This window comes from Rhodospirillum rubrum ATCC 11170 (assembly GCF_000013085.1).
GTDB lineage: Bacteria > Pseudomonadota > Alphaproteobacteria > Rhodospirillales > Rhodospirillaceae > Rhodospirillum > Rhodospirillum rubrum.
This window is the reverse complement of the sequence record NC_007643.1, coordinates 835396-858624: the sequence shown is the minus strand read 5'-3', so window position 1 is coordinate 858624 and position 23229 is coordinate 835396. Positions and strand designations below refer to the sequence as shown.

Annotated in this window: 23 protein-coding genes; 15 read left to right on the top strand and 8 right to left on the bottom strand. The window is 65.6% G+C overall.

Annotation, left to right across the window (positions count from 1 at the left end; all coding sequences use genetic code 11):
• The first annotated feature begins 190 nt into the window (after positions 1-190).
• Genes RRU_RS03805 through RRU_RS03795 form a run of 3 tightly spaced genes read left to right on the top strand, consistent with a single transcriptional unit; the run spans position 191 to position 2243 of the window.
• A complete protein-coding gene (locus tag RRU_RS03805; protein ID WP_011388488.1) occupies positions 191-1009 on the top strand; it encodes a DUF6134 family protein in 819 nt (272 codons plus the stop codon).
• Entirely contained in the window at positions 1006-1785 is a 780-nt protein-coding gene (locus RRU_RS03800) for an SDR family NAD(P)-dependent oxidoreductase (RefSeq protein ID WP_011388487.1), read from the top strand. The genes RRU_RS03805 and RRU_RS03800 overlap by 4 nt, the downstream gene beginning before the upstream one ends.
• On the top strand, positions 1782-2243 hold the full coding sequence (locus tag RRU_RS03795) for a nuclear transport factor 2 family protein (protein ID WP_011388486.1): 462 nt from the start codon (positions 1782-1784) through the stop codon (positions 2241-2243). Before RRU_RS03800 ends, RRU_RS03795 begins: the two co-directional genes overlap by 4 nt.
• Here the strand turns inward: RRU_RS03795 and RRU_RS03790 are convergent.
• Genes RRU_RS03790 through RRU_RS03770 form a run of 5 tightly spaced genes read right to left on the bottom strand, consistent with a single transcriptional unit; the run spans position 2215 to position 7720 of the window.
• Positions 2215-2829: a DUF3833 domain-containing protein gene (locus RRU_RS03790; RefSeq protein WP_011388485.1), complete on the bottom strand. Its 615-nt coding sequence runs from the start codon at positions 2827-2829 to the stop codon at positions 2215-2217. The genes RRU_RS03795 and RRU_RS03790 overlap by 29 nt on opposite strands.
• Positions 2826-4232 carry an MFS transporter gene (locus RRU_RS03785; RefSeq protein WP_011388484.1) on the bottom strand — a complete coding sequence of 469 codons (1407 nt, stop codon included), beginning with the start codon at positions 4230-4232 and terminating at the stop codon, positions 2826-2828. The genes RRU_RS03790 and RRU_RS03785 overlap by 4 nt, the downstream gene beginning before the upstream one ends.
• Complete coding sequence (locus tag RRU_RS03780) at positions 4229-5512, bottom strand: SAM-dependent methyltransferase (RefSeq protein WP_011388483.1); 1284 nt, start codon at positions 5510-5512, stop codon at positions 4229-4231. The genes RRU_RS03785 and RRU_RS03780 overlap by 4 nt, the downstream gene beginning before the upstream one ends.
• 4 nt (positions 5513-5516) lie before the next feature.
• Positions 5517-6338 carry a DUF1365 domain-containing protein gene (locus RRU_RS03775; RefSeq protein WP_011388482.1) on the bottom strand — a complete coding sequence of 274 codons (822 nt, stop codon included), beginning with the start codon at positions 6336-6338 and terminating at the stop codon, positions 5517-5519.
• On the bottom strand, positions 6335-7720 hold the full coding sequence (locus RRU_RS03770) for an NAD(P)/FAD-dependent oxidoreductase (RefSeq protein WP_011388481.1): 1386 nt from the start codon (positions 7718-7720) through the stop codon (positions 6335-6337). Before RRU_RS03770 ends, RRU_RS03775 begins: the two co-directional genes overlap by 4 nt.
• 225 nt (positions 7721-7945) lie before the next feature.
• On the opposite strand from RRU_RS03770, the gene RRU_RS03765 reads away from it, so the two are divergent.
• The 3 genes from RRU_RS03765 (at position 7946) to RRU_RS03755 (ending at position 9784) form a co-directional block, all read left to right on the top strand.
• Complete coding sequence (locus tag RRU_RS03765; RefSeq protein WP_011388480.1) at positions 7946-8566, top strand: sigma-70 family RNA polymerase sigma factor; 621 nt, start codon at positions 7946-7948, stop codon at positions 8564-8566.
• Positions 8563-9237: a ChrR family anti-sigma-E factor gene (locus tag RRU_RS03760; protein WP_011388479.1), complete on the top strand. Its 675-nt coding sequence runs from the start codon at positions 8563-8565 to the stop codon at positions 9235-9237. Before RRU_RS03765 ends, RRU_RS03760 begins: the two co-directional genes overlap by 4 nt.
• A gap of 112 nt (positions 9238-9349) precedes the next feature.
• Positions 9350-9784: a helix-turn-helix domain-containing protein gene (locus RRU_RS03755; protein ID WP_014626005.1), complete on the top strand. Its 435-nt coding sequence runs from the start codon at positions 9350-9352 to the stop codon at positions 9782-9784.
• A gap of 94 nt (positions 9785-9878) precedes the next feature.
• Here the strand turns inward: RRU_RS03755 and RRU_RS03750 are convergent, their stop codons facing one another.
• Positions 9879-10634, bottom strand: coding sequence for a substrate-binding periplasmic protein (locus RRU_RS03750; protein ID WP_011388477.1), 756 nt, complete (start codon positions 10632-10634; stop codon positions 9879-9881).
• Positions 10635-10767: 133 nt separating this feature from the next.
• Positions 10768-12591 (bottom strand): methyl-accepting chemotaxis protein, encoded by a 1824-nt coding sequence (locus RRU_RS03745; RefSeq protein WP_014626003.1) that lies wholly within the window; start codon positions 12589-12591, stop codon positions 10768-10770.
• Between the two features lie 995 nt (positions 12592-13586).
• On the opposite strand from RRU_RS03745, the gene RRU_RS03740 reads away from it, so the two are divergent.
• The 3 genes from RRU_RS03740 to RRU_RS03730 all read left to right on the top strand — a co-directional run bounded on the left by RRU_RS03740 (position 13587) and on the right by RRU_RS03730 (position 16860).
• Positions 13587-14261 carry an XRE family transcriptional regulator gene (locus RRU_RS03740; RefSeq protein WP_014626002.1) on the top strand — a complete coding sequence of 225 codons (675 nt, stop codon included), beginning with the start codon at positions 13587-13589 and terminating at the stop codon, positions 14259-14261.
• A 207-nt stretch (positions 14262-14468) separates the two neighbouring features.
• Positions 14469-15782 (top strand): adenylosuccinate lyase, encoded by a 1314-nt coding sequence (gene purB, locus RRU_RS03735; RefSeq protein WP_011388474.1) that lies wholly within the window; start codon positions 14469-14471, stop codon positions 15780-15782.
• A gap of 37 nt (positions 15783-15819) precedes the next feature.
• Positions 15820-16860 carry a zinc transporter ZntB gene (locus RRU_RS03730; protein WP_011388473.1) on the top strand — a complete coding sequence of 347 codons (1041 nt, stop codon included), beginning with the start codon at positions 15820-15822 and terminating at the stop codon, positions 16858-16860.
• A gap of 32 nt (positions 16861-16892) precedes the next feature.
• On the opposite strand, the gene RRU_RS03725 is transcribed toward RRU_RS03730, so the two are convergent.
• Positions 16893-17231 (bottom strand): DUF1476 domain-containing protein, encoded by a 339-nt coding sequence (locus tag RRU_RS03725; RefSeq protein ID WP_011388472.1) that lies wholly within the window; start codon positions 17229-17231, stop codon positions 16893-16895.
• 195 nt (positions 17232-17426) lie between these two features.
• Here RRU_RS03725 and RRU_RS03720 point away from each other — a divergent pair, with 195 nt between their 5' ends.
• From RRU_RS03720 to purL, 6 genes are all read left to right on the top strand, one after another.
• Positions 17427-18203, top strand: a complete 777-nt coding sequence (locus tag RRU_RS03720; protein WP_011388471.1) for an NRDE family protein — start codon at positions 17427-17429, stop codon at positions 18201-18203.
• A gap of 115 nt (positions 18204-18318) precedes the next feature.
• Positions 18319-18912 (top strand): helix-turn-helix domain-containing protein, encoded by a 594-nt coding sequence (locus tag RRU_RS03715; protein WP_011388470.1) that lies wholly within the window; start codon positions 18319-18321, stop codon positions 18910-18912.
• Positions 18913-19102: 190 nt separating this feature from the next.
• Entirely contained in the window at positions 19103-19870 is a 768-nt protein-coding gene (purC, locus tag RRU_RS03710) for a phosphoribosylaminoimidazolesuccinocarboxamide synthase (RefSeq protein ID WP_011388469.1), read from the top strand.
• Positions 19871-19968: 98 nt separating this feature from the next.
• Positions 19969-20208: a phosphoribosylformylglycinamidine synthase subunit PurS gene (purS, locus tag RRU_RS03705; RefSeq protein ID WP_014626001.1), complete on the top strand. Its 240-nt coding sequence runs from the start codon at positions 19969-19971 to the stop codon at positions 20206-20208.
• A gap of 29 nt (positions 20209-20237) precedes the next feature.
• On the top strand, positions 20238-20930 hold the full coding sequence (purQ, locus tag RRU_RS03700) for a phosphoribosylformylglycinamidine synthase subunit PurQ (protein WP_011388467.1): 693 nt from the start codon (positions 20238-20240) through the stop codon (positions 20928-20930).
• Positions 20927-23149: a phosphoribosylformylglycinamidine synthase subunit PurL gene (gene purL / locus RRU_RS03695; RefSeq protein ID WP_011388466.1), complete on the top strand. Its 2223-nt coding sequence runs from the start codon at positions 20927-20929 to the stop codon at positions 23147-23149. Before purQ ends, purL begins: the two co-directional genes overlap by 4 nt.
• Positions 23150-23229: the final 80 nt, after the last annotated feature.

Genomic DNA, 23229 nt, shown 5'->3' with positions numbered 1-23229 from the left:
CACAGTGTTTCCGCCCTCGGGCATAGTCCTGATCCTTGTCACAACACGACATTGACGAACCGGGGTCTCGCCGTTCACCGGAAGACCGCGACTGTTTTTCCTCTTTGCGACCCTCGGGTGATCCTTTTGCGCCTTTCATCCGTTGAAAGGAGACGATCACCCATCGTCCGATGCCCGAGGAGCAAATCCCATGCCGTTCCCCCGCAAAGCCGCCGTCCCGGCCCTTGCCGCCGCCTTGCTCCTGATCGCGCCGGCGAGCGGCCCGGCCCGGGCCCAATCCGCGATGCAAACGGCAACGCCTTTTGGCACCTCGCAAAATCCGCAGCAGAATGCGAAAGTCGATCCCCTGGCGCTCTACGGAGCAGATCTGCGCTTTCGCATCATGCGCAAGGGCGAGCGGGTGGGAACCCATCGAGTCAGCTTCTCCCACGACGGCAAGACGGTGATCGCCCGCGCCCATGCCGACATAGAGATCACCCTCGCCTTCATCCCGATCTATCGCTTCTCTTATTCCAGTACCACCACCTGGGCGCGCGGACAGATCCAGTCGCTGCGCGCCCGCACCGATGACAACGGCACCGATACCTCGGTCACCGTCGATAAACTGGCCAGCGGTCAGTTGGGGGTTTCGGGAAGCGGCGGCCCGGCCACGGTGGCGGCCGATACCTTCCCCACCGACCATTGGAATCCGGCGGTGATCGGCAGCGACCGGGTGATCAACACCATCACCGGCGAGATAAACGACGTGACCATCACCAGGATCGGCCGCGAGCGGGTGGAAACGGGAACCGGCCCGCGCGAGGCCGATCATTACCGCTACGCCGGCCAGCTTGAGGCCGAGGTCTGGTACGACGATCAGGGACGGTGGGTCAAACTGGCCTTTCCCGGCCGCGATGGCTCGCGCGTTGACTATATCTGCGAAAGCTGCGGCAGCGGCGAGGCCATGGCGGCGCGTCCCGCCCCCGGGGCATCTGGCGATAGGACCGCCCCCGCCGGGGCGCGGCCATGAGCGAAGCGCCGCGTCCGGTCACCTGGATCACCGGGGCGGGGAAGGGCATCGGCCGCGCGCTCGCCCTGCATCTGGCCGCCGAGGGCGCCACGGTGGCCGCCAGCGCCCGCACCCTCGGCGATCTCGATACCCTGGTCGCCGAGGCCGACCGCTCAAAAGGTGGATCGATCCACCCCTTCGCCCTTGATACCACCCAGCCCGAGGCGGTGGCCGCCGGGGTCGAGGCCATCGAAGGCGGCCTGGGGCCGATCACCCAGGCCGTGCTCAACGCCGGCACCGACCAGTCGATGGGGGTGGCGGATTTCTCGACCCAAACCCTGCGCGCGGTGATCGAGGTCAATCTTCTGGGCACCGCCTCCTGTCTTGAAGCGGTGCTGCCACCGATGCGACGGCGCAAGAGCGGGCGCATCGCCGTTGTCAGCTCGGTGGCCGGCTATCGCGGCCTGCCGACGGCGGCTGCCTATGGGCCAACCAAGGCGGCGCTGACCAATATGATGGAATCCCTGAAGATCGAGGCGGCCCAGGCCGGCATCCTCCTGCAGGTGATCAATCCGGGATTCGTGCGCACGCCGCTGACCGACCGCAACCCCTTTCCCATGCCCTTTCTGATCGAGGCCGACGAGGCGGCGGCGCGCATCGCCGATGGCTTGCGAAGCAAGGCCTTCGAGATCACCTTCCCCAAACGCTTCACCTATGGGCTGAAGCTGGCCCGCCTGCTGCCCTATGCCCTTTACTTCCCTTTGATCGCCAAGATAACCGGGAGCCCCAAGCGATGAGCCAAGACACCGCCTTGCAGCGGGCCGCCGCCCTGGAAGCCGGGGCCAACGCTTATTTGGCCTTTTATTCCTCGATGACGCCGCTGACCCTGGGCCAGCTTGACACGGTCACCACCAGCGATGTCCGCTTCAAGGACCCCTTCAACGACGTTCATGACCGCGACGCCTATCGCAAGGTTCTAGAGCATATGTTCGCGACCATCGGCACGCCGCGCACCACCATCGTGCATTGGGGCTGGGCGGCGCCCGAGCGCGTCTTCGTCCTCTGGCGGTTCTCGGCCAAGGTTCCGGTGATCGGCGACTGGCAGGTCGAGGGGATGAGCGACCTTCACTTCGCCGCCGATGGCCGGGTAAACGCCCATATCGATCACTGGGACGCCTCGCAAAGTTTCTATGCCCGCCTACCGGTGATCGGGTCGCTGATCGGCTTCATCCGCCGGCGGGCTTCGGGGGAATAGGGTCCGGCAGGCCGTAATCAACCGGTGCGGCGCCCTTTTCGTTGAGCAGATCCTTGCGGATGAAGGCGATCGACACCGTGCCGATCTCGAAGCCGAAGCGCGTCACCGTCGCCCGGTTCAGCATCACCCCGCCCGGCTGAAGAAGCATCCAATCGTCGAAGGATACGGTCCACACGGACTCGCCCACCGGCAGATCCAGCCGATAGCGCCAGCGCAGGGCGTTGCCCGCCAGCTCGCCGACCGCTTCGCCAACGACATCGCCGGCCGTGCCCTTGAACATCGCCGGACCGTTGGGGGTGATCGTCCACACCCGATGGCTTTTCTCGCCGTCCGAATACTGGAAGCGTTCGTCAAGGATCAGGGCGTCGCCCTGGCGACTGCCGGTGATATCGACGACGAATTGGCGGCGGATCTTGCCGAAGCGATCCTCAAACAGGCCCCAGGCGCGGGTTTCCCCCAGGAAATACTCATCCAGCGACAGTTTTTGCGCCGATTGGGCGAAATCCTGCGGTTCCATCGGCGAGCATCCGCTCATCAGCGGGATCATCAGCGCCAAGGCACCCAAAAGACCCGTTCGTTTCATCATCCGATCTCCGGTTTGCGGGGTTCAGAGCCAGGGGGAGCGGCGGGAGCGGCGCGATCAAGCAGGCGGCGGATCGCTTTTTGCCGGCCGAGCGTCAGGGGATGGCCCCAGACAACCAGGATGGCGCAGACCTTCAACCCTATCGGGATCAGCGCATAGATCACCACCAAAGCCGTTAACGCCTGGGGGGATTGCGTGGTTGCGCTTGTCTCGAACCCGGCCAGGGCCAATCCCCAGAAGCCGATGCCCACCGCCAGGGCCAGGGCCAGTTTCTGGGCCATCGCCCACAGGGCGAAGAACAACCCCTCCCGGCGCTGACCGGTACGCAGGCGATCAAGATCGATGACATCGGCCTGGATCGCCGGCGGCAGGGCCAGATCGGCGCCGAGCGCCATGCCGGTCAGGGCACAGATCACGCCAAAGGCCAGGACATCGCCGGGGCCGAGCAGCGGCACCCAGACAAAGGCGGCGATCGCCACGATCATCGCCACGCACCACGCCCGATGCTTGCCGATGCGCCGGGCCAATCCCAGCCAAAGCGGAATGAAAACAACGCCCGACAGGAAATAAACCAGGATCAGCCCGTTGCGCGCCGCCTCGGAGCCGCGCAGCAGGTGGTCGACGATCAGCGGAAACAGGGCGGCGGGCAGACCGGTGGCCATGCCGTTCAGGAACCAAGCGACGACCAGCCGCAGAAACGGACCATTGGCCGCCAGGGCGCGCAGATCGCGCCAACTCAAAGCCGGCGGAGCGCTTGATGGCGGCGGAGCCTCGGGCACGCGCAGCAGCAACAGGGCAAGGCCCGGCACCCCGAGAAGAATGGCCGCCCAGGCGACCCAGGCCAGCCCACCGGCGCGGTCCAGACCGGCGGCCAGGGCCAGGGCCGGCACCGCCCCGGCGACCAGCACGCCGACCATGGCCAATCCCTCGCGCCAGCCGGTGATGCGCGCCCGCTCGTGGTAATCGCCCGACAATTCGGCGCCCCAGGCGGTATAAGGCACCGAAACCAGCGTCCAACCCAAGGACAGCACCATGCTCCAGCCCAGCAGATAGCCGATCCCCGGCTCGGCCGGCGGCGAAAACAGTTGAACCAGCCCCAGGCCGGCCAGCAGGGCTCCGGCCAGAACATAGGGTTTGCGCCGCCGCTTCCCCCCCGGCCAGGGCAAGGCGTGGCGGTCCGACATCAGGCCGATCAGCGGATCGCAAAGACCATCAAACAGCCGGGCGACGACCATGGCCGTGCCGACCGCCGCCAGCCCCAAGCCCAGGTCCTGGGCGTAAAAGGCCGGCAGCAGCACGAAGGCCGGGATGGTCGGGATGGCCAGGGCCAAAGCCGGCAGGGCATAGGCCAGAAGGCGGCCCGCCGACAAATGGCCCGACGCCGCGTGGCCGGTGGGGCCGGTCATCGGTCGGTGGGAGCGCGGGGATCCTCGTCCGGCCGCTGGGCGGTATAGAAGCCGACGTCGATGATCCCTTCGGTGAATCCGGCCTGACAATAGGCGAAATAATACTCCCACATCCGGCGGAAGCGGTCGCTGAAGCCCGTCTCGCCAGCCAATCGCGGCCAGGCGTGCTGAAAGGCGCGCTGCCACAGATCAAGGGTGCGGGCATAGGACAGGCCGAAGCGCTGAACCTCCGCCCCCACCAGCCCGGCCTTGTCGATAGCCTCGAGAAGACGCGGCACCGAGGGCAGCATGCCGCCGGGGAAAATATGCTTCTGGATGAAATCCGCCCCCGAGCGGTAATCCTCGAAGCGATCGGCGGCGATGGTGATCACCTGCAGGGCCGCCAGCCCGCCGGGCTTCAACCGCGCGCGCAGGCTCTCGAAATAGATCGGCCAATGGTCCTGCCCCACCGCCTCGAACATCTCAATCGAAACCACGCGGTCGAACTGGCCGGTGACATCGCGGTAGTCTTGCAAACGCAGATCGACCTTGCCCTCCAGGCCGGCGCGGCGGATGCGCTCGCGCCCCCAGCTCAATTGTTCCTGGGACAGGGTGATGCCGACAACCTCGACGCCGTAATCGCGCGCCGCCAGTTCGGCGAAGCCCCCCCAGCCGCAGCCGATCTCCAGCACCCTCATCCCCGGCTCCAGGGAAAGCAGGGCGGCCAGCCTTTGATATTTCCGGGTCTGCGCCGCCTCCAGGCTTTCGCTCTCGCCCTCGAACAAGGCCGAAGAATAGGTCATCGAGGGATCAAGCCACCCCTGATAGAAGGCGTTGCCCAGGTCATAGTGATAGGCGATGTTGCGCTTGGCCCCGCGCTTGGAGTTGCGGCGCAGGCGGTGGCGCAGGCGATCAAGCAGGCGCACCGGGCCAAGGCCGCCGAAATCATTGGTCCCCAAAGCCCGCTGGTTGACCGCCGCCAGACCGATCAGGGCGGTCAGATCCGGGCTATCCCATAATCCATCCATATAGGCTTCGGCGAAGCCGGTATCCCCGCCCAGGAACAGCGCCCGGGCGGCGGCGTCGGAGCGCAAGATCAACACGCCCCGCCCCCCGGCGTCGCCGTCGCGGCCGCTGATGACGCGCTGGGTGCCATCGGGAAAAACCACGGTCAGACGGCCCAGGCGCAGGCCTTCGGCAAGGCGGGCCAGCGCCCGGCTCCAGGGTTGGGCCGGACCGAGTCCGGGAAGCAGGGTGCTCATGGCCAGAACCAGGGCCGAAGCGGTCTTTTTGGTCAGCATGGTCTTACCTCGCGGCAGGGGAGTCCGGGGCGGGGATGGGGGGGGAGGGAAGAATGGTGACGGGCTCGGCCGGGGGCGGGGGCCGGGGCAGCAGACGCATTCCCTTGATCACCAGCTTGAGGGCTTCCCAATGGATGGCGCCCATGACCTTGAGGGTCATCAGCCGATAGCGCAGGAAGGCCCGTACCAGGGCACCGTCGCTTAAGGCCTCGGCCTCGCCTGCGAAACTGGCGAAGAACAGCGGGCCTTCGGCGTCGTCCTCTTCGATGCTCACCGCCAGCGACGATCCGGCAACGATCTCGGCTTCGGGGGGGACCAGACGGAAGTGATAGGTGCAGGCCATCTCCATGAACGGCGAGACATAGAATTCCTTGGGGCAGTCCTGACGGACGACGCCGGTCTCGCCGGTCACCGGGATCAAATAGGAATGGCGCTGGCCGAAGGTGTTGCGAACCTCATAGACGATCGCTCGCAATACCCCCTCGCCATCACGGCAGTAGTAAACGCTTAATGGATTGAACACATAACCAAGCACCCTGGGGTAGCAGAGAAGGTCGATCCGCCCGCCGCCCAGGTCGATGCCGGCCCGGGCCAGTTCGCCTTCGATATAGGGGCGCAACGCGCCGCCATCGGCCGCCCCATGGTCGCGGTCGTGAACGCCAAACAGGGCGAAGCCGTTGTGGGCGAACAGCCGCAGCTTGCGGTCAAGCTCGGGAAGGGCGTCGATATCGACGAGCAGGGAAAAAACCTTATAGGACATGCGATGGCGCCGGGGCCGCAGCCGATTGTGCAAGACGGTCCCGTGATAGAGCGTGCCCCCCCTCATGCCGCCACCTCGCGGCCGGTCGAGCCGGCGCCGGCCGCCGGCCAGGGGGCAAGGCGGGCGTTTTCCTTCTCCACCGTCCACGGCCGGCGCACCCCGCCCAGGCGTTCGGCCGCCAGCAAGCCCGATTGCAGCGCGTCCTCGTGGAAGCCGGCGCCGAAATAGCTGCCGCAGAACCATGTCCTTTGGACGCCCTGCAGACGCCACAGCTCTTTTTGGGCGGCGATGGTGGCCAGGGTGAACAGCGGATGGTCATAGGCGTAGCGTCCAAGCACGCTGTCGGCGGCCGGGGCGTGGGATGGATTGAGGGTGATGAACACCGGATGGGCCGGATCAAGCCCCTGAAGCCGGTTCATCCAATAGGTCACCGTCGGCGGGCTGTCGGGCGAGCGCCGGTCGGTCAGCGCGTTCCAGGCCGCCCAGGCGCGGCGGCGGCGCGGCATCAAGGTATCGTCCTGGTGCAGCCAGACATCATTGGCTTGATAGGCGAAGGGGCCAAGCAGGCGGGCCTCCTCGGCCGAGGGATCGCCCAGCATCGCCAGCGCCTGATCGGCATGGGTGGCGATAAGAACGTGATCGTGGCGGGTGATGCCGCCATCGGTCGCCTCGATGCGCACACCCTGGGCGTCGCGGAAGATCCGCCGCGCCCCGATCCCCAGGCGGAACGACCCCTTGGTGCGATCGATCAGGCGGTTAAGATACTCCCGACTGCCGCCGGCGACCGTCCGCCACAGCGGCCGCGCCCCCAGGTCGAGCAGGGCGTGGTTCTGAAAGAAGCTGATGAAGGCCCGGGCGGGATAATCGGCCATGTCGCGGGTCGAAGACGACCAGATCGCCCCGCCCATCGGCAGCAGATGATCCTCGATGAAGGCTTGGGAATAGCCGCCGCGCTTAAGCAGGTCGCCAAGGGTCAGGTGGTCGGCGTCGGGCGCCTCCAGAACCGCCGGCGCCCCGCGGTAAAAGCGCACGAGATCGCGCATCATCGCCCAGAAACGCGGGCGCACGAGATTGACCGGCTGGGCCAGCAATCCCCCAAGACCGGCCCCGGAATACTCCAGCCCGCCGCCATCGGCCGAAACCGAAAACGACATGTCGCTGGGCCGCGTCTTCACCCCCAGATGATCAAACAGCGCGACCAGATTGGGATAGTTCGGCTCGTTATAAACGATGAAGCCGGTGTCGACGACGATGCTGGCGCCACCGCGCGTGCGCACCGCGACCGTATGGGTATGCCCCCCCGGCCGCTGGTCGGCTTCATAGATCGTGACGGCGTGTCGGCCTGACAACAGCCAAGCCGCGGCACTGCCCGCAATGCCCGTACCGACGACGGCGATATCAAGCCGGCCGGAGGGGGGACGAAACGAGGCGGAGGATACCTGGGTCATAACGCGTTCCCCTACGACGAAGAAATCCAGCCTTTCGATTTTATCTCTCAAGCCATATGGTCCTGTTTACGCAGCGCGCCACGCGCGAGATCAGTCAGGTATGAAATTTGCTGGACCGGTGAGCACACGGGACGGATGAAAAGCCCGCTGTGCGCTCCCATCCTTTGGGTTTGGGGCGCCCTCCGCCTCTTGCTGACCCTTGGCACCGGAAAGGGACTTTCACTGATGCCCAGTCCGACCGCGCCCGGTTCGACGGCGACCCCGGCCTCCCCGGCCCCTCCCCCCTCTCCCGCCGCCGACGGCGCCGATCACGGCGCGCTGATCGTCGCCATCGCCCGCTCGGGCGATCGCGCCGCCTTCGCCACGCTTTTCACCCACTACGCCCCGCGGTTGAAATCCTATCTGCGGCGCCTGGGTGCCAATGACGCCAGCGCCGAGGAAGTGGCCCAGGAGGCGTTGTTGATGGTCTGGCGCAAGGCCGAGCGCTTCGATCCGACGAAAGCGGGAGCCGCGACCTGGATTTTCACCATCGCGCGTAATCTGCGCATCGACATGTTGCGTAAGGAGAGACGACCCGAGATCGACCCCGAGGATCCCTTGCTCGAACCCTCAAGTCCCGATGCGGCCGATATCCTCATCGAAAAGGACCAGCGCGAGACCCGGGTGCGAACGGCTTTGCGATCCCTGCCCGCCGATCAGGCCGAGGTGGTCAGGCTGGCTTTTTTCGAAGATCTGACCCACGTCGAAGTTGCCGATCGTCTTGGCCTACCCCTTGGAACCGTGAAATCCCGTTTGCGTTTGGCCTTTTCCAAGGTGCGCGGATCTGTTGGAGACGAAGTGCGATGACCCTGTCCCACCACCCGAGCGAAAGCCTGCTCGCCGCCTATGCGGCGGGAGTCCTGGGCGAGGGGGCGAGCCTGATCGTCGCCGCCCATCTGACCCTCTGCCCGCATTGCCGGGGTGCCGTCGACCATCTGGAGGCCCTGGGCGGGGCGCTTCTCGAGGAGATGGCCCCCTTGGCTTTGGCCGAGGGCGCCCTCGACGCCGTTCTCGCCCGCCTCGACACCCCGGCCGCCCCGTCCCCGACCCGCGCCACGGCTTCCCGCCTGCCGCCGCCCATGGGCGAGGCGGCCCTGCTGCCCGCCCCCTTGCGCCGTCACCTTGCCGATCCTTCGGCCGCCACCTTGCCGTGGAGGGCGATCGCCCCGGGCATCCGGCAGATTGCCCTGTTGCCGCGCACCGCCGGCGGAGGCAATGCCCATTTGTTAAAGATCGCCCCCAAGACCGCCCTTCCCCGGCACGGTCACCATGGGCAGGAATACACCCTGGTGCTGGCGGGGGCCTTTCAGGATCGCTCGGAGCGCTTCGCCCGGGGGGATGTCGCCGAGGTCGAAGCCGACAGGGTCCACCAACCGATCACCGACGGCCAGGATTGCCTGTGTCTGGTCGTGACAGAAGGCCCTTTGCGCTACATGGGCATGATCCCGCGCCTGATGCAGCCCTTCACCGGTTTCTAAGGATACCTTTAACCGGCTTGCCCCCTTGCTTTCGCGGGCTTTTGACGAAAGAATGCGGGCGTCGTCGTTTCGGCCGAAGTTAGGGGTAATCTTGACGGACCAATACCAGGAGATGGTGCAATTGATCGAAAGATTGCACCGCCACTTTCTTGATGTGATTCGCGCCGAGCTGCGGCGCCTGAACGTGGAAGATATCAACGCCGTCCAGGCCCTTCTTCTTCATAACGTCGGGACCGAAGATGTGGTGATCCGCGATCTCAAGGATCGCGGCTATTACCATGGCTCGAACGTGTCCTATAACATCAAGAAGCTCACGGAAACCGGCTATATCGCCCAGGAGCGCAGCGCCCACGATCGCCGGGCCACCCGCCTGCGTTTGACGGACAAGGGCTTGGCCCTGTGCGAGGCCCTGCGCGCCATGCAATCGCGTCTGGCCGGCCTGTTGCCCGACCAGGGGCTTGATGACTCGTCGCTGTCAATGGCCAATGGCGCCCTGCTCCGCCTGGAGCGGGCCTGGACCGATCATATCCGCTTCGGCGCCAACTGAGCCCGGTCCCGCCAAGATCACGGGCGCGCTCAACACGTCCCATCGGGGCGGTCGTCTTGACGAGACCTTTTGAGCGCGCCCTGACAACCCGGGTTCACGGATCGCCCAAGGTCTGAAAACGCAAGGCGCGATTGATCCGGGCGAGGACCTCGGCCATGCTCTCCGAGGCGCGCAGGCAAAGAAAAATCGGCCGGATCGCCAAAACCCGCCGGCTGAAGCGCACCTGATGGGCCACCGCCCGCGCTTCAGGGTCATGGGCCATCAGGTGATCGAACACATCGCGATCGATGATGGCCAGGGCCAGCCGTCCGGCGGCAACCTTCAGAACATTGCGAAGATCATTCGTCACCACCTCGGTGGTCAGCACCCCGCTGGCGACCAGGCGGTCGAACTCGGGCGAATTCGAATAGCCCAAGACCGACCCGATCCGCAGACCGGCGAGATCGCTCAACGACGCCCAGCGAACCGGCGCGTCGACCCGTTCGACGAACCCGAGCACCGTGTCAAGAACCGGCTCGGACAGCTGACAGGATTGACCATGGCGATCATAGGTCGGCAGGAAGCCATCGACATCGCCTTCGGCAAACAGGCTGACCGCGCGCGGCCAGGGAACATAGATGACCTCCAGAATCACCCCGATCTCGCGCAAGGCGGCGGCGATCGGAGCGACGACCGTTCCCCCGTCGGGCAATCCTGATCCGGCATAGGGAGGCCAATAGGTCGATGACACGACAAGCCGGTGGGTCGGCGCCGGCGGATCGGCCGCGGCCAGGGCGGGAAGGCAGCCAAGGCCAAGCAGCGCGGCCACCCCTCCCCACCCAAGTAGCCTGCGGGCGCCCTTGCAGATCACCGCCCAATCCTCCTGAGCGTCGTGTCGCCCGCTTCTCGGGCGATGGTCTCCTATATTAAGGACGCCTTGGGGCCGACGCCAAGCGGCCAAATGCGACGGCGCCGACCGGTTTCGCGCAAGCCGCGCCCCGCCCTCAGGCGGCGCGCACCTCTGCCAGGAAACGGGTGATCAACTCGCGCAGCAAAGTAGCCTGGGTATCGACGTCGCGAGCCGCCTGCTGAACCTCGACGGCGGCGCCCCCGGACTGGGTGGCCGCCTGATGCACGCCGACCACCGTGCTTGAAACTTCGCGGGTGCCGGCCGCCGCCTCGACAACGTTGCGGGCGATTTCACCGGTGGCGGCGTTTTGCTCTTCGACGGCGCTGGCGATCGAGGTGCTGACCTCGCGCACCGTGCCGATGGCCGCACTGATCGCCTCGATCGCCGTGACCGCCGCCTCGGTCTCCTCCTGCACCTTGGCGATGCGTTGGGCGATCTCCTCGGTGGCCTTGGCCGTCTGGCTGGCCAGGGTCTTGACCTCGCCGGCGACCACGGCGAAGCCCTTGCCCGCCTCGCCGGCCCGCGCCGCCTCGATCGTGGCGTTCAAGGCCAGCAGATTGGTCTGATTGGCGATATTGGTGATGATCTTGACGACCTCGCCGATCTGGGCGGCCGAATCCTCCAGATTGCGGACGGCCTCGCGGGTCTGGCCGGCATGGTCGGCGGCTTCGCTGGCCACGGCGGTCGAATTGCTGACCTGACGCGAGATCTCCTCGATCGAGGCCGAAAGCTCCTCGGCCGCGGCGCTGACCGTCTGAACATTGGCCGAGGCCTGTTCGGCCGCCGCCGAAACCGCCGCCGCCTGGGCGCTGGTTTCCTCGGCGATCGCCGACATGCTCTCCGACGTGGCGCGCAATTGCACCGTCGCCGTCGAGACCACGCCGATCACGCCGCCGACCTCGCGATCGAAGGCGGCGTTGATCTCCATGATCCTCTTGGCCCTTTCGTCGCGGCGCTCCGCCTCGGCCTTTTGCTTGGCGTCAAGGGCGTCGGCGCGGATCATGTTCTCCTTGAACACCAAAACCGCCTTGGCCATGCGGCCGATCTCGTCGGTCTGGTCGACGGCCGGAATATCGACCGCCATATCCTTGTCGGCCAGACGGCCCATCGCCAGGGTCAGCGCCCGGGCGGGGCCGGCGACGCTGCGGCCGATGACGATGGCGGCGCCGCCGCCGAGAAGGATCGCCAGAACGATCGCCCCGGCCCCCATCGCCAGACCACGGGCGATGTCATCCTTGACGACGGCGCCCAGGCGCATCTGCTCCTCGCCCACCCGCTTCTGCATCTCGCCGGTCAGGGCCGAGACCTGGGGGCCGACCACATCCATGGTCCCGCTGACCAAGTCCTGGCGGGCGTTCACCGCGCCGCGAAGATGCTCTAGCGCCCGGCCATAGACCGCGATCCGCTGAAGAAGACCGTCGATAGTCTGCCCCTCCTCCCCCGCTCCGAGGCTCGGGCGCAGGCGGATCAGCCGGTCGCGGACCTCGTGAAAGGATTCCTCGGCCTTGCCGAAGCGATCAAGCCCACCGTCGAGAACGAAAAAGGTGGTGTGGATGCGCGCGGTCTGCAGGGCGCGGATCGTCTTGGCAACCTCCATCGTCGCCTCGATCGACCCGACGCCATAAACGCCATCAAGCAGTCCGGCCATCGCCCGATCGAGATCGGGACCCAGGCTGACCAGGGTGGCATAGGCCTCCTCGCGCTGGCGCTGCAGACCGATGATCTTGGAGAAGGCGGCGAAATAGGCGGTGACCCCGCTTTCGATCCTGGCAAGAAGGCCGCGATCGGCCTCGGTCAGGTTATGGCTGTTGGCCTCGCCCAGAAGAGCGGCGCTTTTGCGGCCAAGCTCTTGCACATCGGCGGCAAGGGCGGGATCGCCATGGCTTAAAAAGGCTTTTCCCTTGAAGCGGGCGGTCATCAAATTGGTGGAAATTTGTCCAACGGCAGAAGACTGAAAGGTCTGACTTCTAAAAACATCAACGACTTCGCCCAGGCGAACAAGAATAAAGCCACCCATCACACCAACGAGAATCAGAAGAACAATGCTGACGGAAAATCCATACCCTATGCGAGCACCGATACCGATATTATTAAGGGTCCTCATAAGCATTTTCTCCTGGCGAAGGCCGTCTCACCCCCCGTCCTTAAGGAATGAGTGGCTATCTTCTTAAGTATGTGAATTCTGATCTGGTCGATTGGTCCTTGTTACGGAGAAGAAACGCTCCGGTTTTCCGATTTCGTGGTATATTACGAGACCTTTGCCTGAAACGGTCAGACAGGGATCCGAAAGATGAGGGCCCAGGGGGAGCGACTTTGCCCTCGAACTCTGGCCGACACCGCAACCATGCTCTACAACCACCTTTCCAAGCCAAGCGGCCCACCAAGCTTATTGTTTTGCTTTTTATGTTTTTTCAGAAGCCGATCGCCGCCCGATAACGGGGGCGCGAGAAGGCCCGCGATAGGGATTGTTTCTTTGCGCTTCTTCCGCCGCCGCGCCAGCCCCTCCCTGTTAAAGGGATCCCGTCGCGCGAGATGGACTTAATCCAAAGTAAAAAGGTGAATGCGCCGCACTCACGAGAACCACGGACGTCTTTTTTCGCCCGGCCTTGGCGGATGAGAGGAAAGACAGAGCGAAATATCAGTCATATGGATCACCAGTCAAATCCGGCCCTCCTGGCACGACTCCCCGCCCGGAAAGCCGATTGATCATAATATTGATATTTTTCTGATACTTAAGGCATCAGAAGGCCCAACCGCCCCGCAAGACTTTGTCCTATGAAACGCTCACTTTCAAGTGTTTTTTCGTCCGTGCCCACCCGCTTTGCGAAGCACTTTGAACGATAAAACGCAAACGAGTCCAGGGTCTGCATGCGGGCATTGAAAAAAATAGCGCCGGACAAAACGGATGGGGTAATGACGGGAATACATCACGACGGATTTTCGGCCCGGGTTCGGTCGGTTTTGGAGGGACAAAGCGCGCGATCTTTCGCTCAAAAGGCGGGGATCAAAAGCAGCACGCTTCAAAGCATTCTTCGCGGCGCCCGCCCAACGGTCGACAATCTGGTGGCCATCGCCAGCGCCTCGGGCGTCAGCATCGACTGGCTGGCCACCGGCGGCGCCCCGCCCCCCAAGCTATCCGCGCAAGACGCGCCGGATGGCGCCGCCCATCCCGACGTTTTCTGGATCCCGCGCTATGATACGCAGCTGGCGACGGGCGACGGCGCCTTCGCCGATCGGGCGGTGCGCACCGACACCATCGCCCTCACCGCCAAGGTCCTCGGCCAGGGCCTGGAGGGCCTGGATCTTGGCAACTGCCTGTTTTTCACGGTCGAGGGCGATAGCATGGCCGCCACCCTCAATGATGGCGATGTCGCGCTGATCCACCGGGAAACCCATTGGCGCGACGGCCTTTGGGCCTTTTCCGATGGCGCGCTGTGCCGATTGCGGCGCTTGCAGTTCAGCGCCGAGGGGGTGCGGGTCATCAACGACAATCGCGAGGCCTATCCGCCCGAGTTCATCCCCGCCCACCAATGGTCGCTCTCCCATGAATTGGTCGGCCGGGTGCGCTGGGCCGCGCGCTCTTTCTAGAGCGGCGATGGCGCGGAAAAGCGGGCACTGGTTTTCCGCGCCATCGCCGCTCCCCTTTGATCCCCTCCGCATCAGGCCATTCCCTGGAGGGGGGACGATGGACCGCGGCCGCGCCCGAACGCCCTTATCGGCAGTTGGAGGGGCGGCCGGCTTGGCCTATAAGGAAGCCACCCATCCCCGCACCCGTTCATGGAGCCTGAGACAGCGATGATTCCCCGCTATAGCCGCGACCGCATGGCCGCTATTTGGGCCCCGGAAAACCGCTTCCGCATCTGGTTCCAGATCGAAGCCCATGCCTGCGACGCCCTGGCGGCGATCGGCGTGATTCCGGCCGAGGCGGCGAAGACCGTCTGGGAAAAGGGCGACTTGCCCTATACGCCCGAGCGCGTGGCGCGCATCGACGCCATCGAAGCCGAGGTCAAGCACGACGTCATCGCTTTCCTGACCGAGCTTTCCGAACATGTCGGCGAGCCGGCGCGCTTCATCCATCAGGGCATGACCAGTTCGGACGTGCTCGATACCTGTCTGGCCGTTCAGCTTACCCAGGCCGCCGATCTTCTGCTCGAGGATATCGACGCCCTGCTCGCCGCCCTGCGCACCCGCGCCTTCGAGCATAAGATGACCGTCTGCATGGGCCGCAGCCACGGCATCCATGCCGAACCGGTGACCATGGGCCTGAAGTTCGCCGGTTTCCACGCCGAGTTCCAGCGCGCCCGCACCCGCTTGGTCGCCGCCCGGGGCGAAATCGCCACCTGCGCCATCTCGGGCGCCGTCGGCACCTTCGCCAATATCGATCCGCGGGTCGAAGAGCATGTCGCGGCCAAGCTGGGCTTGCTGCCCGAACCGCTGTCGACCCAGGTGATCCCGCGTGATCGCCACGCCCAGTTCTTCGCCGTGCTCGGCGTCATCGCCAGTTCGGTCGAACGCGCCGCCCTTGAAATCCGCCATCTCCAGCGCACCGAAGTGCGCGAGGTCGAGGAATTCTTCTCGAAGGGCCAGAAGGGCAGCTCGGCCATGCCCCATAAGCGCAACCCGGTGCTGACCGAGAACCTGACCGGCCTTGCCCGCATGGTCCGCGCCTATGCCCTGCCGGCGATGGAAAACGTCGCCCTCTGGCACGAGCGCGACATCTCGCATTCCTCGGTCGAACGGATGATCGGCCCCGACGCCACCGTCACCCTGGATTTCGCCCTCGCCCGGCTGACCGGGGTCTTCACCAATCTGGTGATCTATCCCGAGGCGATCGACCGCACCTTGAACCAGATGGGCGGGCTGGTCTTCAGCCAGCGCGTCCTGCTCGCCCTCACCCAGGCCGGGGTGTCGCGCGAAGAGGCCTATCGCATCGTCCAGCGCAACGCCATGGAGGTGTGGAACGGCCAGGGCGGCCTGCTCGATCGCCTGAAAGCCGATGCGGCGGTCACCGACAAGCTGACCCCGGAGGCTTTGGAAGAGCTGTTCGATCTGGGCTACCACACCAAACACGTCGACACCATCTTCCGTCGGGTCTTCGGCGACAATTAGCCTAGGCAGCGGGTAACCTTGGAAGCGGGGCGCGCGGGTGGTCTATCGCAAGGACGACGATAAGGACGCGACGGCCCCGCCGGCGGGGGCCGAGGCCCCCGATCTGCTGTGGATCGTCGCCCTTGATGGCAAGGGCGGCTGCCGCGAGGTCGCCCTTGACGATGTTCCGGCCCTGATCGGCGGGCCGGAACGCCTGTGGATCCATCTGCATCGCGGCTGGCCCAAGGCCAATCGCTGGCTGAAGGAAGTTTTGGCGATCCCGCGCCCGGCCCGGCGCGATCTGTTGGCCGAAAGCACCCGCCCCGATAGCGCTTTCCTGGGCGAGGGGGTCTTGCTCAATATGCGCGGCATCAACGTCAATCCCGGCGCCGATCCCGAGGACATGGTGTCCCTGCGCCTGTGGATCACGACGTCGCTCATCATCACCAGCCGCGCCCGCTTCATCCTGGCGGCCAAGGATGTCCGCGCCCAATTGGCCCAGGGCCAGGGTCCGGTCGACTGCGGTGGGGTGGCCGCCGCCCTCGCCCTTGGTCTGGCCGAGCGCATGCAACCCTTCCTGCTCGAACTCGAAGACGCGATCTATGCGCTTGATGAACGCGACGAGGAACTGCGCGAGAACAATCCGCTGGTCGAAGAAGAGATCGAAGAGGGCCTCCATCAAAGCCGGATCGATATCGTCAGCCTGCGCCGCTACCTCGCTCCCCAACAGGCGGCCCTGACCCGTTTGATGGGCCATCCCCACCCGGCGCTCAGCGCCCAGGACCGGGAAATCCTCGGCGCGGCGCTCGCCACTTTCACCCGTTACGTTGAAGATCTGGATTCCTTGCGCGAACAGGCGGCCCTGCTGCGCGACCGCATCCAGCAGCGCGCCCAACAGCGGATAAACCGGTCGATTTACAAGATGACCCTGCTGGCCGGCATCTTCCTGCCACTGACCTTCTTCACCGGTCTGCTCGGCGTCAATCTGGGGGGCATGCCGGGCGCCCAATCGCCCTTCGGCTTCTGGATCCTGGTCGGCCTGCTGGTCGCCCTGGCCATCGGCGAATTCCTTTATATCCGCCACAGCCGCCGGTTTTGACTCCCAGCGGGCGGCGCCTTTTCAAGCCACTCTCAGAACGGCTCGCGGGGGTGGGCCCTTTCGCGGGCCTCGGCCTGCCCCTGACATTTCTCAAGCTTGATGCGCAGCCGACCTTCACCGATATCAATGCCCCGGGCCGCGAGATCGCCGAGAACCCGGCCGATCACCGCATCCTCGCCCCGGGCGGTCAGTTCGACTTCGACCACGCCCCGGGCATAGGTTTCCGCGTCGGCCCCGGTCAATCCCAGGGCTTCGGCCGCCCATAACCCGAACAAATGGTTGCGATGAGAGACCAGACGAAAACGCTGTTCCTCGTCGTGTTGATACTTCGCTTCGAAAGCTTTCTTGCGGTCGTCAAAGACATTGCTCATAGCGACCCTCCCCCCGGATGATCGGTTACCTTATCGTCCCCGTTACCGGGCTGTTTCATTTTTCCGCGCCCAAGGTAGAGACTCTTCCTATGGGCGCCATAGGCGTATTTTACACCGGCCCCGTCCGATCCGCGCATTGGAAAGTGAACGGCCGGTGTTTTCCCCGCCCCGCCGGGCGGAAGACAGGAGGCTTGCATGTGTACCGTGGTCATCGACCGACGCCCTGGCGATCCCTGGCCGCTGCTGGTGGCGGCCAACCGTGACGAACTGGCCGACCGCCCCTGGCTTCCTCCGGCCCGCCACTGGCCGTCGCGTCCGGAAGTGATCGCCGGGCTCGACGAACTGGCCGGCGGGACTTGGATGGGGCTGAACGACTGGGGCGTCGTCGCCTGCGTGCTCAATCGCGAAGGCACCTTGGGGCCGCTGGCCGGCCGGCGCAGCCGGGGCGAGTTGGTGCTTGACGCCCTTGATATGGCCGATGCTCGCGATGCCGCCGAGGCTTTGGCCGATATCGATCCCCGCGCCTACCGCCCCTTCAACCTGATTGTCGCCGATAATCGCGATGCCTTCTGGATCCGCCACGCCGATGCCGAGGGCCGCGCCGCCGTCGAGGTCCACCCCTTGGCCGAGGGACTGACCCTGATGACCGCCCATGATCCGGACGATCCCCTGGACGCCCGCGCCCGCGCCTATCTGCCGCGTTTTCGCGCCGCCCCCCGGCCCGATCCGCAGTTGCGTGATGGCTGGGCGCCCTGGACCCACCTTCTGGGGTCGCGCGACCATGCCGTCGACGACGGACCGACGGCGGCGATGTGCTTTTCCCTGGCCGGTGGCTTTGGAACCTCGAGTTCAAGCCTGATCGCCCTGCCGGCGATGGAGCGGATCGGCGTCGACCCCCTCTATTTATTCGCCCCCGCTCCGCCCGATCAGACGGATTATCGTCCGGTTCTTGGCGGCGGCGTTCCGGCATAACCGCACCCTGTGCGCATTCACCATTGCGATACCGCGCCGTTCCGGCTATGTAATAGACAAAGGGGATCCCAAGAGCGAACACTCTTCCCCCCACCCAAGCAACCGAGAGATCACCATGACACCGGCGGACTTCAAACAGTGGCGCAAGCTTCTGGGACTGTCGCAGAAAGAGGCCGCCGAAGCGCTCGGCCTCAAGCGGCGGGTGGTTCAGTATTATGAAAAGGGCGAGCGCGACGGCGACGAGGTCAGCGTGCCCAAGATCGTCCGCCTCGCCTGCTGGGCCTTGCAGTCCGGGATCGCCGATTACCAGGGGCCCATCGCCGCCCAGGACGCCCCGCCCGCGCCAGGCAAGGGTGGCGCCAAGCGCGGCAAGAAGGCCGCCAAGGCCGCCCGGGACTCGGGAGCGGAGTCGGCTACGGACGGGGCCGCGACCGCGGCGGACTCCCTGCCGGACGGCGCCGGAGGGTCCGACGCCCCCCGCCCTTTAGCCGCCTCCGGGCCAAACGAGGCCGCAAACGCTGTTCCCGCTGCCCCGATCGCCGGCGAGGCCGCCCCTCTGGACGATGCCGCTGCCGCCCCCGCCGCTGAGTCGGCGGCCCCGCCGAAGCGGACCGCCACCCGCCCGGCGCGGGCCCCCAAAACACCGCGCAAAATCAAGGCCCGCCCCGCCTCGCCAGCAGCCAAATCGCCCGCCGAAGACGGGGAGTGAGGCGGGGTCGGGGATCGGTGGGCGAGAACTATCGATTTACAGCCCACCCCCCTTTGCTGCTATAAGATCGCACATCCGCCCGGGGGAGGTCTCCAGAGAGACCTCGGAGACCCCGAGGCGGATGTTTTCCTGTCAGCAGTCCGGATCACGGAACCTGGATCCGTGCCGGCTCACTTCCGGGTTCCGCCCCATGGCACGACGCAAGCAGATTTACGAAGGCAAGGCCAAGGTCCTTTTCGAGGGTCCCGAGCCGGGCACGCTCGTCCAGTACTTCAAGGACGACGCGACCGCCTTCAATAACAAGAAGCACGGCACGATCACCGGCAAAGGCGTGCTCAACAACCGCATCAGCGAATACCTGATGACCCGCCTGACCGAGATCGGCGTGCCCAATCACTTCGTGCGGCGGCTGAACATGCGCGAGCAGCTCGTGCGTCAGGTCGAGATCATCCCCATCGAGGTGGTGATCCGCAACGTCGCCGCCGGCTCGATTTCGACCAAATTCGCCATCCCCGAAGGCACCCAGCTGCCGCGTTCGATCGTCGAGTACTATTACAAGAACGACGAATTGAACGATCCGATGGTGTCCGAAGAGCATGTGACCGCCTTCGGCTGGGCCAGCGTTCAGGAACTCGACGAGATCTTGTCGCTGTCGCTGCGCATCAATGATTACCTCTCGGGCCTGTTCCTCGGCGTTCAGCTCCGCCTTGTCGACTTCAAGCTTGAATTCGGCCGGATCTACAACGAGAACGGCGACGTCCAGATCATCCTGGCCGACGAGATTTCGCCCGACAACTGCCGCCTGTGGGATGTCACCACCGGCGAGAAGCTTGATAAGGACCGCTTCCGCCGCGATCTCGGCGGGGTCGCCGAGGCCTATCAGGAAGTGGCCCGCCGCCTGGGCATCCTTCCCGAAGGCGGCCCGCGCGACATCAAGGGTCCGCCCGTGATGCAGTGACCTCGAAGCGGGCGGCGTAAGGCCGCCCGTTCGTTTTTTACAGGTTCCCCGCCCCCGTCCCCGAACGGAGAGGCGCAATGTCCAAGGAGTACCCAACGGTGAAGGCGAAGGTGCATATCACCCTCAAATCCGGTGTTCTCGACCCCCAGGGCAAGGCGATCGCCAATGCGCTGGCTCACCTCGGTTTCGACGGCCTGGGCGAGGTCCGCCAGGGCAAGGTGATCGAGATCGAACTGGCCGAAACCGATCCGGCCAAGGCCCGTGACAGCGTCGACGCCATGTGCCGCAAGCTGCTGGCCAATACGGTGATCGAAAACTACGCCATCGAGATCGCCTGACACCCCTCCCCTCGCATTCGGAACTCGCCATGAACTCCGCGATCATCGTCTTCCCCGGCACCAACCGGGAGCGGGACATGGCCAAGGCGCTGACCCTAGTCGGCGGCAAGGCCCCTCAGATGGTCTGGCACAGGGATAGCGCTCTGCCCGCCGGCCTCGATCTCGTCGTCCTGCCCGGCGGCTTTTCCTATGGGGATTACCTGCGCTCGGGCGCCATGGGCGCGCGCAGCCCCATCCTCGACGCCGTCCGCCGCTTCGCCGAGGCCGGTGGTCACGTGCTGGGCGTGTGCAACGGCTTCCAGATCCTGACCGAGGCCGGGCTGCTGCCCGGCGCCCTGATGCGCAACCGCGATCTGCGCTTCATCTGCCGCGATGTCCACCTGCGGGTGGAAACCATCGCCAGCCCCTATACCTCGGCCTATGGCCTTGGCGAGGTCGCCCGGGTTCCCGTCGCCCATCACGATGGCAATTACTTCGCCGATGACGCCACCTTGGCCCAATTGGCCGATGAAGACCGCGTCGCCTTCCGCTATTGCGCGGCCGATGGCACGGTGGGCGAGGCCAGCACCCCCAATGGGTCGCGCGACGCCATCGCCGGCATCCTGTCGGCCAACCGCCGGGTGCTCGGCATGATGCCCCACCCCGAAAACCTGGTCGAACCGGCGCTGGGCGGCATCGGCGGCCGGGCGCTGTTTCAGTCCATCGTGGAGAGCCTGTCGTGAGCCAGTCTGCGAGCACTCCGGCGACGCCCATCACGGCGAAGATCGTCGCCGAGCACGGGTTGACCGAGGCCGAATACGCCAAGGTCCTCGCCATCATGGGGCGCGAGCCCAATCTGGTCGAACTGGGCATCTTCTCGGTCATGTGGTCGGAGCATTGCTCCTACAAGTCCTCGAAGAAGTGGCTCAAGACCCTGCCGACCACGGCGCCCTGGGTGATCCAGGGACCGGGCGAGAACGCCGGGGTCATCGACATCGGCGATGGCCTGACCGCCATCTTCAAGATGGAAAGCCATAACCACCCCAGCTACATCGAGCCCTATCAGGGCGCGGCGACGGGCGTTGGCGGCATCTTGCGCGATGTCTTCACCATGGGCGCCCGGCCGGTGGCCAATCTCAACGCCTTGCGCTTTGGCGATCCCTCCGACCCGCGCACCCGCCACCTGATCTCGGGCGTCGTCGCCGGCATCGGCGGCTATGGCAATTGCGTCGGCGTGCCCACCGTTGGCGGCGAGGTCAATTTCCACGCCAGCTTCAACGGCAATAATCTGGTCAACGCCATGACCGTCGGCGTCGCCCGCGCCGACCGCATCTTCTATTCGGCCGCCGCCGGCATCGGCAATTCGGTGGTCTATGTCGGTTCGAAGACCGGCCGCGACGGCATCCACGGCGCCACCATGGCCTCGGCCGAGTTCTCCGAGGACTCCGAGGAAAAGCGCCCCACCGTTCAGGTCGGCGACCCGTTCACCGAAAAGCTGCTGATCGAAGCCTGCCTGGAACTGATGAACACCGACGCCATCGTCGCCATTCAGGACATGGGGGCGGCCGGTCTGACCTCCTCATGCTTCGAGATGGCCTCGAAGGGCGGCATGGGCGTCGATCTGGCCCTTGACCGCGTGCCGATGCGCGAAGAGGGCATGACCCCTTACGAACTGATGCTGTCGGAAAGCCAGGAGCGCATGCTCATGGTGCTCAAGCCCGGCAAGGAGGACATGGCGCGCGCCCTGTTCGAGAAGTGGGAGCTTGATTTCGCCATCATCGGCACCCTGACCGACAGCGGCCGCATGGTGCTGACTTGGCATGGCGAGGTTGTCGGCGATCTGCCGATCGATCCGCTGGCCGCCGCCAGCCCCGAATACGACCGGCCCTGGGAACCGACGCCGATGGCCGCCGCCGCCGATCTCAGCGGCGCCGAGGACACGCCGTGGAGCGAGGCCCTGCTGCGCCTGATCGGCTGCCCCGATGTCGCCAGCCGGCGCTGGATCTGGGAGCAGTATGACCATCTGGTGATGGGCAATACCCTGCAGCGTCCCGGTGGCGACGCCGCGGTGATCCGCCTTGACGAGGCGCCGGGCAAGGGTCTGGCGATGACCACCGATTGCACGCCGCGCTACGTCCACGCCGATCCGGTCGAAGGCGGCAAGCAGGCGGTGGCCGAGGCTTGGCGCAATCTGACCGCCGTCGGCGCCCGGCCCTTGGCCATCACCGACAACATGAACTTCGGCAATCCCGAAAAGCCGCGGATCATGGGCCAGTTCGTCGGCGCCTGCCAGGGGATCAGCGAGGCCTGTCTGGCCCTCGACTTCCCGGTGGTCTCGGGCAATGTCTCGCTCTACAACGAGACCAACGGTCAGGCGATTTTACCGACCCCGACCATCGGCGGCGTCGGCGTGCTTGATAACGTCGAAGCCAGCGTCTCCATCGCCCTCAAGGCGGCCGGCGAGGCCATCCTGGTGGCCGGCGGCTTCCATGGCTCGACCGGGGCATGGCTTGGCCAGTCGCTGTTCCTGCGCGAAATCCTGGGCCGCGAAGAAGGCGCGCCGCCGCCCGTCGATCTGGCGGCCGAGCGCAAGGTTGGCGATTTCGTCCGTGGGCTGATCCTTGGCGCGAGCGTCACCGCCTGCCACGATCTGTCCGATGGCGGCCTGCTGGTCGCCCTGGCCGAAATGGCCATGGCCGGCGACCTGGGGGCCGAGCTGACGCTGGAGGGCCATCCCGACAATGGCCGGCTGTTTGGCGAGGATCAGGGCCGCTATCTGCTGACGGTCGCCGAAGGCGACCGCGACGCGGTGGTCGCGGCGGCCGAGGCCGCCGGCGTGCCGCTGCGGGTGGTCGGCACCACCGGCGGCGACGCCCTGGTGGTCAACGGCTTTGTCGGACCCAGCGTGGCAGCCTTGCGCAAGGTTCACGAGGAGTGGCTGCCCACCTATATGGCGGGTTAGATCGCGACGCCAGCCGACAGACCTCTTTGAGAGCGGCGCGGGGAAAAGCCCTTTCCCCTTTCCCCTGCGCCGCTCTACTC

Bases quoted from the DNA above. Each gene is read 5' to 3' on its own strand.
- RRU_RS03805 (WP_011388488.1), top strand. From the start codon at position 191: ATGCCGTTCCCCCGCAAAGCCGCCGTCCCGGCCCTTGCCGCCGCCTTG.
- RRU_RS03800 (WP_011388487.1), top strand. From the start codon at position 1,006: ATGAGCGAAGCGCCGCGTCCGGTCACCTGGATCACCGGGGCGGGGAAG.
- RRU_RS03795 (WP_011388486.1), top strand. From the start codon at position 1,782: ATGAGCCAAGACACCGCCTTGCAGCGGGCCGCCGCCCTGGAAGCCGGG.
- RRU_RS03790 (WP_011388485.1), bottom strand. From the start codon at position 2,829: ATGATGAAACGAACGGGTCTTTTGGGTGCCTTGGCGCTGATGATCCCG.
- RRU_RS03785 (WP_011388484.1), bottom strand. From the start codon at position 4,232: ATGACCGGCCCCACCGGCCACGCGGCGTCGGGCCATTTGTCGGCGGGC.
- RRU_RS03780 (WP_011388483.1), bottom strand. From the start codon at position 5,512: ATGCTGACCAAAAAGACCGCTTCGGCCCTGGTTCTGGCCATGAGCACC.
- RRU_RS03775 (WP_011388482.1), bottom strand. From the start codon at position 6,338: ATGAGGGGGGGCACGCTCTATCACGGGACCGTCTTGCACAATCGGCTG.
- RRU_RS03770 (WP_011388481.1), bottom strand. From the start codon at position 7,720: ATGACCCAGGTATCCTCCGCCTCGTTTCGTCCCCCCTCCGGCCGGCTT.
- RRU_RS03765 (WP_011388480.1), top strand. From the start codon at position 7,946: ATGCCCAGTCCGACCGCGCCCGGTTCGACGGCGACCCCGGCCTCCCCG.
- RRU_RS03760 (WP_011388479.1), top strand. From the start codon at position 8,563: ATGACCCTGTCCCACCACCCGAGCGAAAGCCTGCTCGCCGCCTATGCG.
- RRU_RS03755 (WP_014626005.1), top strand. From the start codon at position 9,350: ATGGTGCAATTGATCGAAAGATTGCACCGCCACTTTCTTGATGTGATT.
- RRU_RS03745 (WP_014626003.1), bottom strand. From the start codon at position 12,591: ATGACCGCCCGCTTCAAGGGAAAAGCCTTTTTAAGCCATGGCGATCCC.
- RRU_RS03740 (WP_014626002.1), top strand. From the start codon at position 13,587: ATGACGGGAATACATCACGACGGATTTTCGGCCCGGGTTCGGTCGGTT.
- purB (WP_011388474.1), top strand. From the start codon at position 14,469: ATGATTCCCCGCTATAGCCGCGACCGCATGGCCGCTATTTGGGCCCCG.
- RRU_RS03725 (WP_011388472.1), bottom strand. From the start codon at position 17,231: ATGAGCAATGTCTTTGACGACCGCAAGAAAGCTTTCGAAGCGAAGTAT.
- RRU_RS03720 (WP_011388471.1), top strand. From the start codon at position 17,427: ATGTGTACCGTGGTCATCGACCGACGCCCTGGCGATCCCTGGCCGCTG.
- RRU_RS03715 (WP_011388470.1), top strand. From the start codon at position 18,319: ATGACACCGGCGGACTTCAAACAGTGGCGCAAGCTTCTGGGACTGTCG.
- purC (WP_011388469.1), top strand. From the start codon at position 19,103: ATGGCACGACGCAAGCAGATTTACGAAGGCAAGGCCAAGGTCCTTTTC.
- purQ (WP_011388467.1), top strand. From the start codon at position 20,238: ATGAACTCCGCGATCATCGTCTTCCCCGGCACCAACCGGGAGCGGGAC.